Below are 16553 nucleotides of genomic sequence, written 5' to 3'. Positions count from 1 at the left end.
CCGGGGGGATGGGCGAGGTTTACCGGGCAAGAGACCCCCGCGTCGACCGGGCGGTGGCGCTGAAAGTCCTGCCTGAAGAGTTCTTCGAAAGTGAAGAGAGGAGGGTGCGCTTCGAGCGTGAGGCGAAGCTGCTGGCGAGCCTGAATCACCCGAACGTCGCCACCCTCTACGCGTTCGAAGAGATCCCCGGTTCTTCCGGAACTCTGTCGCGTCACCTTCTCGTCATGGAATTGATCGAAGGCGAAACTCTTCGCGCGCGCCTCGCCGGCGGCGCGCTGCCGCTGAAGAAGCTCCTGGCGTGGGCGGCCCAGATCGCCGACGCGCTCGCGAGGGCGCACGAAAGCGGAATCGTCCATCGGGACCTGAAGCCAGAGAACGTGATGGTGACGAAGGACGGAGCCGTCAAGATCCTCGACTTCGGCCTCGCCAAGCTCGTCGAGCGGCCCGGCGAGAGCGAGGGGGCGACTCAGACCCCGACCGTCTCGGTGTTCACGGAGGCCGGATCCGTCGTCGGGACGGTCCTGTACATGTCGCCCGAGCAGGCTCTGGGCGGCAAGCTGGATTTCCGCTCGGACCAGTTCTCGTTCGGCTCGATGCTCTACGAGATGGCGAGCGGGAGGCGGGCCTTCCCGCGCGCGAGCGCTCCGGAGACGATGACGGCGATCATCCGCGACGAGCCCGAGCCTCTCGCGTCCGCGGCTCCGGCGCTTCCCCTCCCGCTGCGCTGGATCGTCGAACGCTGCCTCGCGAAGGAGCCGGATGAGCGTTACGCGTCGACGCGGGACCTCGCGCGAGGACCTCGCGCGCCTGAGGGACGGCGCGTCGGACCTCCTCACGTCGGGAGGGGCGCGAGCGGTCGTGGCACGTCGCGTCCCGCGCTGGGCGATCCCGGCGTTTGCCGCGGCGCTGGCCGGCGGCGCGGTCCTCGCGTTCCTCGCGACGAGGAAGCCGCCCGCCGGGCCGCCTGTCTGGCGCCCTCTGACGTTTCGGCGCGGCTCGATCGGCGGCGCTCGCTTCGCGCCCGACGGGAAGACCGTCGTCTACTCGGCGGCCTGGCAGGGTGACCCCATGCAGCTCTTCACGACGCGGCTGGACAGCACAGAATCCACCGCCCTGCCGCTCCCGAGCGCCAACCTGGCGGCCGTGTCGAGCAAGGGCGTGCTCGCGATCGTGCTGCCGCGGGAGCCCTCGCCGCTCGTGGCCGAGGTCTCGCTCGCCGGCGGGGCGCCGCGCGAGCTCGTGGACGGCACCTGGCTCTCCCTTCCTTTCGCGCCGGGGGTCGCGGACTGGGCGCCCGGCGAGGGCGGCCTCGCCGTCATGCGCAACTGGCAGCTGGAGTTTCCGGTCGGGAAGGTCCTTCTCCCGGGCCGTGCCGGGGACGGCATCGGCGGCTCCGTGCGGTTCTCGCCAGACGGCAAGCGGATCGCCTTCGTCGGCGGCCAGGTCGGCCGCCGGGTGGTGGGCGTCACGGACCTCGACGGGCACCAGACGATCCTGCGCACGGGCCTGGACAACGCGACGTCCGTCGCGTGGCACCCGCGGACAGGCGAGATCTGGTTCTCCGGCCGCGAGCAGGACACGCGATTCGGCGTCGTCGAGCTGCGCGCGATCACGCTCGCGGGAAAGGAGCGCGTCGTCGCCCGCGCCCCGACGATCCTCGTCGTGGAGGACATCGCACCGGACGGGACCGTGCTCGTTCGCAGTGACGACTGGCCCACGACGATGGCGTGCCGGCCATCGGGCAGCGCGCACGAGGTGAACCTGAGCTGGCAGGACTTCTCGAACGGCATGGACCTGTCGGACGACGGACGCGATCTTCTCTTCACCGAGAGCGGCGCCGCCGTGGGCGCGAATGGCGCGGTGTATCTCCGGAAGACGGACGGCTCCGGTCCGGCCGTGCGTCTCGGGGACGGCAAGTTCGTCGGAGGCATGTCCCGGGACGGGAAGTGGGTCGTGCGCGTGTCGCCGGACCGCCTCGTCCTTCTGCCCGTGGGCCCCGGCGGGGCTCGGACGCTCCAGGACGAGGGCCTCGAGTACATCAGGGCGTCGTGGTTTCCGGACGGCCGGAGGCTTCTGGTCGAGGCCCGCGAGCGCGGGAAGCTCTCGCGGCTCTTCGTGAGGGACGTCGCGCAGGGACCGCCGCGCCCGTTCACGGGGGAAGGGTTCGAGTTCCCGATACTCGCCCCGGACGGAACGATCGTCGTCGCCCGGGATCGGTCCCGCCACGCGTTCCTCGTCCGTGTCGACGGAGGCGCACCTCAGCCTGTTCCAGGTCTCGGGGCGGGCGACGTCGTGCTCCGCTTCGACGCGTCCGGCAAGAGCCTCTTCGTGTACCGCCAGGGCGTGCCCCTCCGGATCGAGCGGCTCGACATCGCGACTGGCGCGCGGAACCTCTGGAAGGAGATCGCCCTCTCGGACCCGACGGGCGTCGACCGGTTCGTCAGCGTCCAGATGACGCCGGACGGGTCGAGCTATTGCTACACCGTCCTCCGCACCCTCTCGCGGCTCTACGCCGTCGAAGGGCTGCGTTGATCAGGAGGCGGGCGCCGCGGTCTTGACGAACGCGGCGGCGGCGGCGGCCTTGTCGCGGTTCGCCTTGTAGAGCGGGACGGTGCCGTCGCGCGAGACGGCCTTGTCGAAGTAGATGACCGCCTCGTCCCACCGGCCGCGGTCCATCGCGATCGCGCCCGCCTCGTTCCAGAGCTCCGGCGCGTCGAGAGCCAGCGGCCTTTCGAGCGCGTCGGCCGCGTCCTTCAGGGCGCCCGTCTGGCGCTGCGCGCGGGCAAGCGCCCACGCGGCGTCCACGCTCTGCGGCGCGCGGAGGACGGCCTTCTTGAGAGGCTCGATCGCCTCGGCCGCCTGGCCGCGCTCGAGGAGGAGCCCGCCGAGGCCCGTGAGTGCCGGGGCGTAGTCCGGGTCCGAGCGGATCGCCTCGCGGTACTCCTTCTCGGCCTCCTTCCAGAGGCCCTTCTTCCGGAGCACGGCGGCGAGGTTTGCGCGGACGATCTCTCGGTCGGGCTCGGCCGCCGCGGCCTTCGTGAGCGGCTCGAGCGCGCCGTCCGGGTCCTTCATCAGGAGGAGAATGGACGCGTATTCCGTGAGGATCGAGGTGTCCTTGGGCGCCGCGGCGGCGGCCGTCGCGAAGACCTGCTTCGCGTGCGCGAGGTCGCCCTCGGCGCGCGCCTTGCGCCCGAGCGCGACGAGCTTGTCGCGGTTCTCCGGGTTGATCTCGGCCGCCCTGCGAAGGGCGTCGAGCGCCGGCTCCCAGTTCTTGTCCGCCATGTAGAAGTCGTAGAGGTCGAGGAGCGCGCCCTCGTTCTTCTCGTTGTACTTGATCGCCTGCTTGAGGTTCGCTTCGGCGAGGACCTTCTCGCCGCGCATCGAGAAGGCGTTTCCGAGGAGGCGGTACGCGTCGCTCGACTGGGGATCGACCTCGAGGAGCCGGTTCGCGGCCGACTGCGCGTTCAGGGCGTCGCCGTGCGACAGGGCGGCCCGTCCCAGCGCGAGGTAGTCCACGGCGGGCGCGGCGGCTCCGGCCGCGATGCGTGTCGACGAGGGCGCGGCCGGGGGCGGCGGGGCAGTCGCAGCCGGCGAGGCGGCCACGGCCGGAGCGACGGCCGGGAGAGGCGCCTTCGCCGGATCCCCCTTCGCGGCCCGGATGCGCGAGGCCTCGTTGAACTTGCCGACCTTCTCGTAAGCGGCCGCGAGGAGCTCGAGGCACTCGGCGTCGAGCTTTTCGCGCGGCACGTTGTACGTCAGATCGTGGATGACGTCTTCGGGCAGGCCGTCCGCGAGCTTCTGCCGCGCGACGCGCTTGAGCTCGGCGACGTCGGCCGAAGGCGCCGCGGGGGTCGTGCGCAGCGTGGACTTCACGTCGGCAGCGACCTTCACGAACTCGGGCGAGTAGAAGTCGGGGACGATCTCGAGGTCCGGGCTCGCGGCGTACGCGCGCCGCAGGGCTTCCTGCGCGTCGGTTCGCTTGCCTTCGTTGTAGGAGGCCCACGCGCTCTGCACGAGCATGCGGCCCTTGCGCGCCGGGTCGCCGGCCGCCGAAGCGGCGCTCTCGAACTTCAGCGCGGCGCGCCGGAACTGGCCGCCGTTGAACGCCTTGCGGGCCTCTTTTTCGAGCGATTCCGACCCTTCCTGGGCGAAGGCGGGCGCGCCGATCAGGAGGACCGCGCCGGCCACCACAAGAATCGTCCGGATGCGCACGGAGGGATTCTAGCTATTCTTTCTTCAGGTCGAACCTGTACGTGTTCTGGGCCTCTTCTTCGAGGTCGATCGCCTTCGTCTCCGTGCGGTAGCCCGGCATGCTGACGACGATGTCGTGCTGCCCGGCCACGAGGAACTTTTTGAACGGGGGCGCGGCTGGCGGCTCCTGCGCCACGCCGTCGATCCGTATCTCGGCGCCGGGCGGCGATACGGTGAGTACGATCTGTCCCTTCGCAGGGAAGATCGCCGTGACGGGTATCGTGTCGAGTCCGTCCACCACGAACGTGACGGGCGGCAGCGTCATGAACCCTGGAATCCCGAAGACCGCGGTGTGCTTGCCGGGCTCCACGGAGAACCGCGTGCCGGCAGGAGGGACCGAGCCCTTCTTCTTCCCGTCGATGGTCAGAGTCGCGACCTGGTTGGAGCGGAACGTGACCATGACGGGACCTGCCGGAGTCGGTGCCAGGGTGGGTTCGGGCGCGACGGCCACGGGTGGCGCCGACGCGGAGGCCGGGGCCGGCTCGGGAGCGGCGGTTGACGGGACCAGGGCAGTCGCGGGGGCGTTGGACGAGGCGGTCGTTGCGGCCGGCGCCGGCACGGACGGGGCCGAGGCCTCGGCGGGAGAAGGCGGCTGCGGCTTCGCCGCCTTCTTCTGAACGTAGAGCCAGAAGCCGCCGCCGCCCGCGAGGACGACGACCGCGGCCGACAGCAGGACGCGAAGGACCGGGCCGCTTTCCCGCGCGTGCGCCTCCGTGGAGGAGGGGAGAACGGGAGCGCCTCCCGTGGCGCGCAGACGGACGTCGGCGGCGCCGCCCTGCGTCTGGCGCAGGGGACCCGGGGGCGAGAGCGGCGTGTCGAGGACGCGGGAGGCCGCCCGGGGCGCGGCGCCCGTCTGGTAACCGGCGGACGGCGTCGCGACCGTCCGGTCCATGTCGTCGACCGGCGCCTCGTTCTCCGGCGCGCTCGAAAGCAGGGCGAGAACCGCGCCGAGCTCGGCCTTCACCTCCGCGCAGTTCGTGTGCCGGCGGGTGCGGTCCTTCTCGAGGAGCTTCACGACGATCGCGTCGAGGGCCCGCGGCAGTCCCGGGACGATCGTCGAGGGCGGCGCGGGCTGCTCGTTCATGATCCGGTAGAGCACCGTCGAGATGTGGTCGCCCGTGAAGGGCTTCTGCCCCGTCGTGAGCTCGTATGCGAGGACGCCGAGGCTGAAGAGGTCCGTGCGCGCGTCGAGATCCTCGCCGCGAATCTGCTCCGGGGCGAGGTACGACGCGGTGCCCAGCGTGATGCCCGTCTGCGTGAGCGTGGACTGCGAGACCATGGACTTCGCGATCCCGAAGTCCATGAGCTTGACCGTCCCGTCCTCGAGAATGCGGACGTTCGAGGGCTTGATGTCGCGGTGGATGATCCCGGCCGTGTGGGCGTATCCGAGGCCCTCGCAGACGTCCACGAGGATTTCGAGCTTGCGCCGGAGCGGCAGCGGATCGCGCTTCCGTGCGAGCTTGTCGAGGTCCTCGCCGGTCAGGAACTCCTGGACGATGTAGGGCGTCCCGTCGTCCGTGACGCCGAAGTCGTAGATCGTCGTGATGTTGCGGTGGTGGAGGTTCCCCGCGAACTCGGCCTCGCGGAAGAACCGCTTCTTGATCTCTTCTTCCTCGCTCTGGCAGGTCTTGATCGCGACGGCCCGCTTGATGAACGGATCCCGTCCCTTGTAGACGGTTCCGAAACCGCCCACCCCGACCTTCTCCTCGATCAGGTATTTCCCGACCTGGGTAAGCATGATGAAGAAAAAAATCGTACCACGCGGCTATCATTCGGACGTGTTCAGGCGCCGCGCCGCGTTTCTGCTGCCGTTTCTCGCGGCTGCGGCCCTCGCCGGCTGCGGCGGCTCCGACGCGCCGACGGCCCCCGCACCGGCTGCCGCCGTCCCGCGCCCCGGCATTTCCCGGGACGTCTACCGCCCGCCCGCCGACGGCCACGTGACCCCCAAGCAGGTCGAGACCTACCTCGGCGTCCTCGACCGGGTGCGCCTCGACCGGAAGGCGGGCAAGGCGCCGCCGCCGTCCGATCCGCTCGCGTCCGAGCCGGCCGACGTCACCGTGGCGCGCGCCCGGAGCGTCAATACGGAGGAGTACCTCTGGGTGAAAGAGCGCGTGCTGGAGGCCGAGGCCGCCGCGATGACGGCGCGCCTGAACGTCGCCGCCCTGGCGATGCTCGACAAGACCCTCGCCGACCTCAGGGCGCGGAAGGCCGACGCGGCGGACGAGGGGTCGCGAAAGCTCGTCTCCGAGCAGATCGCGAGCTTCGAGGCGGAGGCCGAGCGCGTGAGGCGCGAATCGCGCGAGAAGGAGCCCGATTCGGTCCGGGCGAACATGAAGACGCTCGAGCCGTTCCGCGCGCGCATCGCGGCCGCGCACGAGGCCCTGGATCGCCCGCTCCTCCCGGCGGCCGCCAAGGAACCCGCGAAGTCCCCGGCCGGAAAGCCGTGAGCGCGCCGGAGAGCCTTCGCGCGCTCCTCGACGAGGGGCTCGAGCGCGGCTTTTTCGCGGGCGCCTCGGCTCTCGTCGTCTCGGAGAAAGACACGCTCGCGGAGCGCCACGCGGGCGACGCGCGTGTCGAGCCGGCCAGCGAGCGCCGCGCCGCGGGGCCCGACACGCTCTGGGATCTCGCGTCGCTGACGAAACCTCTCGCGGGGGCTGCGTTGGTCTTGTCTCTGGCGGGAGAGAACGCCCTCTCGCTGGACGATACCGTATGGCGATTCGAGGATCGGTGGAGGAAGAGCTTCTTAGAAGGTGTCAGCGTCAGGTTCTTGCTCGCGCATCTCGGCGGACTCGTGGACTGGTTCCCCGTCTATTCAAAGGGCGAGGGCCGGGCCGCTTATGCCCGAACCCTCGGGGAACTCGACGCCGCGGCGATCCCGGGCACGAAGGTCATCTACTCCTGCCCTGGTTATCTATTCCTTTCAGAGATCGTCGAACGAGTCTCAGGGAGCACGCTCGACCGGCTCTTCGAGGCGAGGGTCTCCGCCCCTCTTAACCTTTCAAAGAATCTTCTCTTCTCTCCCGCTTCTCCCGACGACCTGGCCAGATGCGCAGGTGGCGAGAGGGACGACGCAACCGAGCGAGCGATGACCACCGACCGTAAGCTCAAGTACGGCGGCTTCCGCGAGGGTGTCGTGAACGCGCAGGCGAACGACGGCAACGCGTACCGCCGCGGCAACGGCGTGTCGCTGAACGCGGGCCTCTTCGGCACGGCCGAAGCGGCCGCCGCTCTCGGCCGCGCGTGGCTCACGCGCGACGGGCGCCTCTTGCCGGAGCGCTTCTTCGCTCTCGCCACGGAGAATGCGACCATCGGCCTCGGTGAAGACCGCGGTCTCGGCTGGCAGCTCGCGTCGACGCCGGGGAGCCCGGGCGAGCCGCTCGGCCCGACCGCGTTCGGGCACACGGGCTTCACCGGCGCGTCTCTCTTCGTCGACCCCGAACGCGGACGCGTGGCGGTCCTTCTCGCGAACCGACTGCACCCGGACGCGCGCGCGGTGGAGATGAACGCGTTCCGGCGCCGCTTCCACGAGATCGCGGCGGCGCTCTAAGAGGCGCGCCCCGGCGATCCGGTCTCATCGGGCCGGAATCGGTAAGATCGCGCCGCGACCGGCGAGCGTTCGACTCGCCCCCGCCCGGAGGGCCGCATGGCCTCACCTTCCATCGTCGTCGCCGAGGGCGTACGCACGCCCATGGCCGAGTACAACGGCCTCTTCGCCGACATGACGGCCACCGATCTCGCCGTCCTCGCGTCGCAGGAAGCGCTCCGCCGCGCTCGCTTCGAGCCGGGCGAGATCGGCCACGTCATCGTCGGCAACGTCCTCCAGACGTCGTCCGACGCGATCTACCTCTCGCGCCACGTCGGCCTGCGCGCCGGCGTTCCTCAGGAGGTTCCCGCCGTCACGGTGAACCGGCTCTGCGGCTCGGGCTTCGAGGCGCTCGTGCAGGCAAAACACCGGATCCTCCTCGGCGAGGCCGAGGTCGTCCTCGCGGGCGGAACGGAGAACATGAGCCAGGCGCCGTTCGTGGTCCGCGGGGCGCGCACGGGGCTCCGGCTCGGCCAGGGCAAGCTCGAGGACTCGCTCATGAGCGGCCTCTTCGACACGGTGCCCGGTCTCGCGATGGCGCAGACGTCCGACAACGTCGCGCGCCGCCACGGGATCACGCGGGAGGAGCAGGACGCGTATGCGCTCGAAAGCCAGAGGAAGGCCGCGGAGGCGTGGGCGTCCGGGCGGCTCGCGGAGGAGGTCGTCGCCGTCGAGGCGAAGAAGGGCCGGAAGACCGTGACGGTGTCGAAGGACGACCACATGACGCCCGACACGACGCTGGAAGGGCTCGCGAAGCTGAGCCCGGCGTTCGGCAAGGACGGCATGGTGACGGGCGGCAACGCGTCCGGGATCGTGGACGGGGCGGCAATGATGGTCGTGACGACCGAGGAGCGCGCACGCGCGAAGGGCATCGTGCCGCTCGGCCGTCTCGTCGCCGACGCCGTCACCGGCTGCGACCCGGCGTTCATGGGCCTCGGCCCGGTTGCCGCGAGCCGCGCGGCGCTCGCGAAGGCGGGGAAGTCTCTCGCCGACATGGACCTCGTCGAGATCAACGAAGCGTTCGCGGGCCAGATCCTCGGCGTGCTCAAGGAGCTCGGCGTCGACCGGGCGAAGCTGAACGTGAACGGCGGCGCGATCGCGCTCGGGCACCCGCTCGGGGCGAGCGGCGCACGCCTGACGCTCACGCTGCTCAAGGAGCTCCGCCGCCGCGGCAAGCGCTGGGGCCTCGCCTCGGCGTGCATCGGCGGGGGCCAGGGCATCGCGGTCGTGGTTGAGGCGCTCTCGTAGGTGGCGTGTCCGAAGAGAACCGATGAGAAGATTTCTTTGAAGGTGAAGAGGGGAGAGACAGGCTGATGCGCGAAATTCGTTCGGTCGGCGTGCTCGGTGCGGGGCTTATGGGGTCGGGGATCGCCGAGGTGTGCGCGAAGGCGGGGTTCGCGGTCGTCGTCCGCGAAGTGGACGAGAAGGCGCTCGACGCGGGCAAGCGCCGCATCGAGAATTCACTTTCGAAGGCAGTTGAGCGTGGCAAGTTGACGGCCGGAGACGGCGAGGCGATTCGCAATCGCTTGAGCTATTCATGTTCACTGGAAGATCTTTCTTCCTCCGATCTCATCCTCGAGGCCATCGTCGAGAACCTCGAGGTCAAGCGCGAGGTTTACAAGGCGCTCGACGCGCTCTGCGGGCCGGAGACGATCTTCTGCTCCAACACGTCGTCGTTGACCATCACCGAGATGGCCGCCGCCACGCAGCGGCCGGACCGGTTCGCGGGCCTGCACTTCTTCAATCCGGTGCCTGTGATGAAGCTCGTCGAGGTCGTCCGCGGCCTTGCGACGTCGGACGCGACCGTCGCCGCCGTCACGGCCTTCGCCCGCGCCCTCGGCAAGGAGCCCGTCGCCTGCCGCGACAACTCTGGGTTCATCGTGAACCGGCTCCTCGTGCCGTACCTTCTCGACGCGATCCGCGCGCACGAGCAGGGTGTCGGCTCGCTCGAGGACATCGACACCGGCATGAAGCTCGGCTGCGCCCACCCCATGGGCCCGTTCGAGCTTCTCGACTACGTCGGGCTCGACACGGTTTACGCGATCGCCGAGATCATGTTCGCGGAGTATCGTGAGGCCCGCTTCGCGCCGCCCGCCCTCCTGAAGAGGCTGGTGCTGGCCGGGCGATTCGGAAGAAAGACCGGAAGGGGATTCTTCGAGTACGACGAACGGGGCAACAGAAAGGGCTGAACCATGCGCATGATCGATCCGATGCTGATGGAGTTCGACCGAGAGAGCGCGACCACCAAAAAGCTTCTCTCGCGGGTGCCGGCGGACAAATACTCCTGGAAGCCGCACGCGAAGTCGATGTCGCTCGGCGCGCTCGCGGGCCACATCGCCGGAATGCCGCACTGGGTCGCGGGCTCGCTGCTTCCCGGAGAGTTCGATCTGGCCACGGGCGGTGACGGCACGGCGAAGGAGCCGGCGAGCGCCGAGGCCCTCATGAAGACCTTCGAGGAGGCCGCCGCGGCCGCGAAGGTCGCGATGGCGCAGCTCGACGACGCGCGGGCGATGGGTCCCTGGACGCTTCGGAAGGGGCCCGCCGTGATCATGGAAATGCCGCGCATCGCGTTCGTGCGGACGATCCTCCTGAACCATCTCATCCACCACCGCGGGCAGCTCTCGGTGTACCTGCGGCTCCTCGACGTGCCCGTGCCCTCCATCTACGGGCCGAGCGCGGACGAGAATCCGTTCGGGTGAACGCGATGAGCGTCGTCGTCACGGAGGTCTCCGAGCGCATCCTCACCGTCACGGTCAGCCGTCCCGAGAAGCTGAACGCCCTGAACGCCGAGGTCCTCGACGGCCTGCACGCCGCGTTCGCCGCCGCGAAGGAGAACCCGGACGTCGGCGCCGTGATCCTCACGGGCGCGGGAGAGAAGGCGTTCGTCGCCGGTGCGGACATCGCGGGGTTCAAGGCGTTCACGCCCGCCGGGGCGCGCGACTTCGCGCGCAAGGGACAGGCGACGTTCGACCTGATCGAGAACCTCGGCAAGCCCGTCGTCGCCGCGGTGAACGGCTTTGCGCTGGGCGGCGGATGCGAGCTCGCGATGGCGGCGACTTTCCGCTACGCGTCGAAGAACGCAAAGCTTGGCCAGCCGGAAGTGAACCTCGGGCTGATCCCCGGCTACGGAGGCTCCCAGCGCCTGCCGCGGCTCGTGGGAAAGGGCCGAGCGCTCGAGCTCCTGCTCACGGGCGACGCGATCTCCGCCGACGAGGCGTTCCGGATCGGCCTCGTGAACAAGGTCGTCGAGCCGGCCGAGCTCCTGCCGGCCTGCCGCGAGACGCTGAAAAAGATCCTCGGCAAGGCGCCCGTCGCAGTGCGCTACGTCCTCGACGCCGTGAACGCGGGCCTCGACATGCCGTTCGCCGCGGCCGAGGACCACGAGGCGACGCTCTTCGGCCTCTGCGCGGCGACCGACGACATGAAGGAAGGCGTCTCCGCGTTCCTCGAGAAGCGGCCGGCGAAGTTCGCCGGCCGCTGAGGAATCGTCAGGGCGCGGTCAGGGCTGTCCGGCGGGGGCGTAGGGCTTGAGCTGCTCGTCGATGAGCTTGCGGTCGCCAACGACGACGAGAGTCGTCTGCTCGGGCCGGATGTAGGCCTTCGCGAGGTGCGTGATCTCCTCGGGCGTGACGGCCTGGATGCGCGCGACGAACCCGGAGAGGTACGAGTCCGGCAGGCCGTGCAGCGCGAGGAACTGGAGCTGGTTCGCGATGCCGGCGCGCGAGGAGTTCTGCAGGACGAACGTTCCCGCGAGGTAGTTCTGGATGCCTTTCAGTTCCGCCGCGGCCGGAGGCTCCGCGCGCAGGCGGTCGATCTCGCCGAAGATCTCCTTGATCGAGGCTCCGGTCACGGCCGTCGTGACGTCCGCCGCCTCTGACCAGTAGGCCCCCTGCCGGCGCACGGAGACCTGGCTGAACGGCGAGTACGTGTAGCCCTTCTGCTCGCGGATGTTGCTCGTGATGCGCGAACCGAAGGAGCCGCCGAGGAGCGCGTTCGTGACGACGAGAGGGACGTAGTCGGGGCTCGAAGGGTCGACGACGGGCATACCGAGGATGACCGTGGACTGCGAAGCGCCCGGGCGGTCCAGAACCGTCAGCGTGCGTTTCGTCGCCGCCTTCGGTGCCGGGGCCGCGGCCGCGGTCGCCTTCCCCCAGCCGTCGAACGCCTTGCGGATGGCGGCCTCCGTGGCCTTGGCGTCGAAGACGCCGACAACGTAGAGCGTGGAACGGTCGGCTCCGAAATGGCCGGACCAGAACGCCTTGGCGTTTGCGAGGGTGTAGCCCTTGACCGCGTCGGCTGCCGGGAAGAGCCGGCCGTACGGCTGGCCCGGGTACATCGCGGCCCGGAAGGCCTCGAGGGCCATCTGCTGCGACTGGCTCTTCGCGATCGAGAGGCGGCGTTCGAGGTTGGCCTTGAGGCGTGCGAGCTCCGAATCGGGAAACGCGGGGTTTCGGACGACGTCGGCCACGAGGTCGACCATGGCGGGCGCGAACTCGGAGAGGACCTCGCCGGCCACCGTCGTCAGGTTCTCTCCGGCCTGGACGGCGACTTCGCCGCCCATCGAGGCGGCGTCCTGAGCGATCCTGGTCGCGCTGCGCGTCTTCGTGCCTTCGAGAAGGAGGTCGCCCGTGAGATCGGCCATCCACGTCTGGCCGGCCGGGTCGTCGGCGTTGCCGACCTGGACCGTGAGGCGGACGAGCGCCTTCGGGACTGTCCCGTAGGGGACCATCGAGACTTTCAGGCCGTTCGGCAGCGTGAAGCGCGTCGGCGCGGGGAGCTTGAACGGACGCGGGGCGTCCAGTTCGGGTGGCTTCTCCTTGACCGGTGCCTCGTCGGCGCGCGCGGCGCCCGGAAGTAGAGCGAGGAGCGCCGAGGCAGTGATGAGCGAATACGTTCTGCGGATCGTCATGGCGTCCTTCCTCAGACCTTCGGGCCGGGGAGCTTGGGGGCCTCCGGCTTCGGCTCGATCGCGAGGATCGTGCGGTTGGTGGGGCGGAGAACCTCTTCAGCTGTTCTTCTGATGAGCTCGGGCGTGACCTTCGCGAACTCCTTCTCGAGGCCGTTGATCCGCGCCGGGTCGTCGTCAAAGAGCGCGAACGAGGCGAGGAGGTCCGCGCGGCCGAAGCCGAACGTGCTCTCCTGCATCGCGTAGAGGTCGGACCGCATCTTCACCATCGCGCGGTCGAACGTCGCCTGGTCGACCGGCGTCGTCCGGAGCTTCTCGATCTCGGCGTCGAGCACCTTGAGGATCGCGTCGGGCGTCTTGTCCCGGTCGTGGAACAGCGAGAGCGTGAAGAGCGTCGGCCCCGCGATGTTGAACTGGTTCCCGAGGCCGTTGATCGAGGAGTTCACCTCGCCGGTCAGCGCGCCCTTGCGCACGAGAGCGTCGTAGAGGCGGCTGTCGCTGCCGCCCGCGAGGATCTGCTCCAGGAGGCCGAGCGCGTAGTACTCGGGCGTGTTGCGCTTCGGCGCGTGGTACGCGACGGCGAGCGCGGGGCGCGGCGCCTGCGCGTCCTGCCTGGAAGTCCGCTTTTCCTTTTCCTGCCGGGGCTCGGAAATGTCGGGAAGCTCCTGGTGCGGCGCGGACGGGATCGGGCCGAAGTACTCCTGGATCCACTTGAAGGTGGGCTCGGTTTCGAAGTCACCCGTCACGACGAGCGCGGCGTTACCCGGAGAGTAGAACGCCTTGAAGAACGCCTCGGCGTCCTTGAGCGTCGCCGCGTCGAGATCCTTGAGGTCGCCGTAGAAATTGTGGGCGTTGAACCAGTTCTCGTTCGCGACCTGCGGCATGTCGAGCCACGGGAAGCCGCCGTACGGCCGGTTCAGGACGTTGACCTTGACCTCGTTCTTGACGACGCCCTGCTGGTTCGCGAGGTTCTCCTGCGTGATCGCGAGGCCGCGCATGCGGTCGGCCTCGGCCCAGAGCGCGGTCTTGAGCGCGTTCGCGGGCACGACCTCGAAATAGTTCGTGAAGTCGAAGCGCGTCGAGCCGTTCAGGATGCCGCCGTTGGACTGGACGAGCTTGATGAACTCCATCTTCCCGAGGTTCTTCGAACCCTGGAACATCAGGTGCTCGAAGAGGTGGGCAAATCCGGTCCGGTCGCGCGGCTCGATCCGGAAGCCGATGTTGTAGTAGACGGCCACGACCGCCGTGGGGGAGGTGTGGTCGGGCGAAAGGACCACCTTCAGGCCGTTCGGGAGCTTGCGGTAGTCGACGGGAATCGGGGCGCGGGCGGGGGCGGAAGGCTCCGCGGCGGGGGCGACCGGCCCGATCGCCGCCGCGAGGGCGAGAGCGGCAAGGGCGAGGCGTGGCTTCATCGTTCCTCCGTTTTCGGGCATTGGAGGAGATACGGCCCGGAGGCCCCGGGGTTTCAGTGCGGAATTGCCCTCCTAGCCCGGGATCCAGCTGTCGTGGTATCCGGGGGACTCGAGGGCGAGAGCCTGCGCCGTGAGGCGGAGGGGGGCGAACGTGTCGACCATGACGGCGAGCTCGTCCGTCGAGCGCGTTCCGATCGAGCCCTCGTACGCGCCGGGGTGCGGGCCGTGCGGGACGCCGGCGGGATGGAGCGAGACGGCCTTCGGGCCGACGCCCTTGCGGCTCGTGAAGTTGCCGCGGACGTAATAGATGATCTCGTCGCAATCGACGGACGTGTGCGGGTACGGGCACGGGATCGCGTCGGGGTGCGTGTCCGTCACGCGCGGCACGAACGAGCAGACGAGCGCGTTGCGTCCCGCGAACGTGGAGTGGATCGTGGGTGGCAGGTGGATGAGGCCCGTCCGGGGCTGGTATTTCAGGATGTCGAACGCGAACGGCCACACGGTGCCGTCCCACCCGACGACGTCGAACGGCGACGCGACCGGGAAGCGCTCGACGAACGCGTCGTCCTTCTTGACGAGAATGCGCTTCGGGCCGGAGCGCGGCCCGGCGAAGACGGGCCGCACGAAGTCGCGGTGGGTGTACGGCGCGTCCATGCGGAGCTGGCCGACGGGATTCCTGAATTCGCGAGGCAGGTGCAATCCGCCGCGCACTTCGAGGAGAATTCCTTCGAATGGTTTAGAGATCCGCATGCGCATGGACGACCCGCGCGGAACACAGACGTAGTCACCCCCACGGATCGGTAGATCGCCGAAAGGCGACTCCAGCGTTCCCTCACCTTCATGGAAGAAATACAGGTCGTCCCCGTCGCCGTTCGAAAACCCGTCTGGCGATTCGCCCGCCAAGGGGATCCTGAACAAGGACACCGTCACGTCCTCGTTGAAGAGGACCGGCGTATAGCCCTCGGGCGCCTTTTCGCCGAGGAGCAGCCTGCGGCGGAGCGGCTGGTGCTCCGCCGGGACCGGCGCCTTGCGGTCCCACCGGCCGGGCGCCGCGGGCCCGATGAGAGAGTCCGTCATCGGCGGCCCTTCGTGGTACAGGATCGAGAATTCGCCGTCGAAACCGCGCCGCGTCAGGCACTCCTCGAAGCGAAGCGCCCCCTCCGGAGAACGAAACGCCGTGTGCGGCTTGGCGGGCAGCTCCCCGCACCGCATCCAGTCGATCAACCGACCACCTCGAGAGCCGACGAACCGGACCGCTGGGACGACTCGATGGACTCGAAGAGCGCTCGGAAGTTCCCGTAGCCGAAGCCGCGGTCGCCCTCCCGCTGGATGAGCTCGTAGAAGAACGGCCCGGCCGTCTCGTCGCCGTACATCGCCATCGCGTCGAGCATGAAGATCTGGAGCATGTACTTCTCGTCGGCCCCGTCGACGAGGATGTGGTTGCTGCGGAGAAGGTCCATGGGCTCCCGGAGCTTAGAGATCTTCACCTCGGCCAGGCGCTTCGGCAGCCGGTCGTAGTACGCGCCCGGCGCGGGAAGGAAGGCGATGCCCTTAGCACGCAGGGCCTCGACGGCCGGGATGATCTCCTTGACGAGGAACGCGACGTGCTGGACGCCGGCGCCGTGGTGGTCCTCGCAGAAGCGGTTGATCTGGCTCTCGCGGAAGAACGGGCGCATGGGCTCGTTCGTCGCGAACTTGACGCCGCTGCCCGGGTCCGCCATCACGATGGAGCGCAGGCCCGAGCCGGCCATCGGCCGGGCGGCCGCGACCTCGGCCGTGTGGAACTCGACGTCCCAGTAGTGCGTGAACCCGAGGACGTCGCGGTACCAGTTCACGACGGGGAGCATCGTGTAGGCGTTCGACGTGACGTGGTCGATCGTCGCGAAGCCGTGCGGGTTCTCCTTCGGCCTGCCGTCGCCCACGGTCTCGAAGCCGGGGGCGAAGTGGGGGTAGTCCCCGTCCCGCTGGATGAACCGGAAGGTCACGTCGTCGAGAGGCGTCGCGATGTTGAACGTCCGGAACGCACCGTCCGGCGTCTCGTCCGTCTGGACGTCCGACAGGAACGTCGCCCCGCGGGCGTCGAGGAACTTCCACGCGGCCTCGACGTCCTTCACGCGGAACGCGAGCGAGGAGATCCCGTCCGGGTGAATCCTCAGGTAGCGCGCCGCGCGCGAGTCCTTGCGCACGGGCGTCGAGACGAGGACGCGGATCTGGCCCGCGCCGAAGACGGAAGCTTCCTCGCCCCCGCGCTCGACCTTCTCCCGGCCTGCACGGGCGACTTCCGTGAAGCCGAGCGCTTCCGCGTAAAACCGCCGGCTCCGCGCGAGGTCCGAGACGACGAAGTGGAACGAGTCGTAGCCGACGATCCCAATCGAATCCATAATCCCCAGTGTAAGCCGGG

At 69.3% G+C, this 16553-nt stretch carries 13 protein-coding genes; 7 read left to right on the top strand and 6 right to left on the bottom strand.

Annotated elements, in window-relative coordinates; translation table 11 throughout:
* Window positions 1-858 precede the first annotated feature (858 nt).
* Window positions 859-2532: a PD40 domain-containing protein gene (locus tag IPL89_13195; GenBank protein ID MBK9064132.1), complete on the top strand. Its 1674-nt coding sequence runs from the start codon at window positions 859-861 to the stop codon at window positions 2530-2532.
* On the opposite strand, the gene IPL89_13190 is transcribed toward IPL89_13195, so the two are convergent.
* Window positions 2533-4212: a tetratricopeptide repeat protein gene (locus IPL89_13190; protein ID MBK9064131.1), complete on the bottom strand. Its 1680-nt coding sequence runs from the start codon at window positions 4210-4212 to the stop codon at window positions 2533-2535.
* A gap of 13 nt (window positions 4213-4225) precedes the next feature.
* Window positions 4226-5989, bottom strand: a complete 1764-nt coding sequence (locus tag IPL89_13185; GenBank protein ID MBK9064130.1) for a serine/threonine protein kinase — start codon at window positions 5987-5989, stop codon at window positions 4226-4228.
* Window positions 5990-6029: 40 nt separating this feature from the next.
* On the opposite strand from IPL89_13185, the gene IPL89_13180 reads away from it, so the two are divergent.
* From IPL89_13180 to IPL89_13155, 6 genes are all read left to right on the top strand, one after another.
* Window positions 6030-6698 carry a hypothetical protein gene (locus tag IPL89_13180; protein ID MBK9064129.1) on the top strand — a complete coding sequence of 223 codons (669 nt, stop codon included), beginning with the start codon at window positions 6030-6032 and terminating at the stop codon, window positions 6696-6698.
* A complete protein-coding gene (locus IPL89_13175) occupies window positions 6695-7798 on the top strand; it encodes a beta-lactamase family protein (protein ID MBK9064128.1) in 1104 nt (367 codons plus the stop codon). Before IPL89_13180 ends, IPL89_13175 begins: the two co-directional genes overlap by 4 nt.
* A 96-nt stretch (window positions 7799-7894) precedes the next feature.
* Window positions 7895-9082 (top strand): thiolase family protein, encoded by a 1188-nt coding sequence (locus tag IPL89_13170; protein MBK9064127.1) that lies wholly within the window; start codon window positions 7895-7897, stop codon window positions 9080-9082.
* A gap of 62 nt (window positions 9083-9144) precedes the next feature.
* Window positions 9145-10023, top strand: coding sequence for a 3-hydroxybutyryl-CoA dehydrogenase (locus IPL89_13165; GenBank protein ID MBK9064126.1), 879 nt, complete (start codon window positions 9145-9147; stop codon window positions 10021-10023).
* Between the two features lie 3 nt (window positions 10024-10026).
* Complete coding sequence (locus tag IPL89_13160; GenBank protein MBK9064125.1) at window positions 10027-10533, top strand: DinB family protein; 507 nt, start codon at window positions 10027-10029, stop codon at window positions 10531-10533.
* A 5-nt stretch (window positions 10534-10538) separates the two neighbouring features.
* The gene (locus tag IPL89_13155) at window positions 10539-11315 is read left to right on the top strand and encodes an enoyl-CoA hydratase/isomerase family protein (protein ID MBK9064124.1); all 777 of its coding nucleotides are present in this window, start codon (window positions 10539-10541) and stop codon (window positions 11313-11315) included.
* 18 nt (window positions 11316-11333) lie between these two features.
* On the opposite strand, the gene IPL89_13150 is transcribed toward IPL89_13155, so the two are convergent.
* The 4 genes from IPL89_13150 to hppD form a co-directional block, all read right to left on the bottom strand.
* Window positions 11334-12743: an insulinase family protein gene (locus tag IPL89_13150; GenBank protein ID MBK9064123.1), complete on the bottom strand. Its 1410-nt coding sequence runs from the start codon at window positions 12741-12743 to the stop codon at window positions 11334-11336.
* 11 nt (window positions 12744-12754) lie between these two features.
* Window positions 12755-14152 carry an insulinase family protein gene (locus IPL89_13145; protein ID MBK9064122.1) on the bottom strand — a complete coding sequence of 466 codons (1398 nt, stop codon included), beginning with the start codon at window positions 14150-14152 and terminating at the stop codon, window positions 12755-12757.
* Between the two features lie 72 nt (window positions 14153-14224).
* Window positions 14225-15376: a homogentisate 1,2-dioxygenase gene (locus IPL89_13140; GenBank protein ID MBK9064121.1), complete on the bottom strand. Its 1152-nt coding sequence runs from the start codon at window positions 15374-15376 to the stop codon at window positions 14225-14227.
* Entirely contained in the window at window positions 15373-16542 is a 1170-nt protein-coding gene (hppD, locus tag IPL89_13135) for a 4-hydroxyphenylpyruvate dioxygenase (GenBank protein ID MBK9064120.1), read from the bottom strand. Before hppD ends, IPL89_13140 begins: the two co-directional genes overlap by 4 nt.
* Window positions 16543-16553 lie beyond the last annotated feature (11 nt).

This window comes from Acidobacteriota bacterium, assembly GCA_016716715.1.
In the GTDB taxonomy this organism is placed as follows: domain Bacteria; phylum Acidobacteriota; class Thermoanaerobaculia; order UBA5066; family UBA5066; genus Fen-183.
Note: the sequence above shows the minus strand (reverse complement) of the source record. Positions and strands in the feature narration are given on the sequence as shown.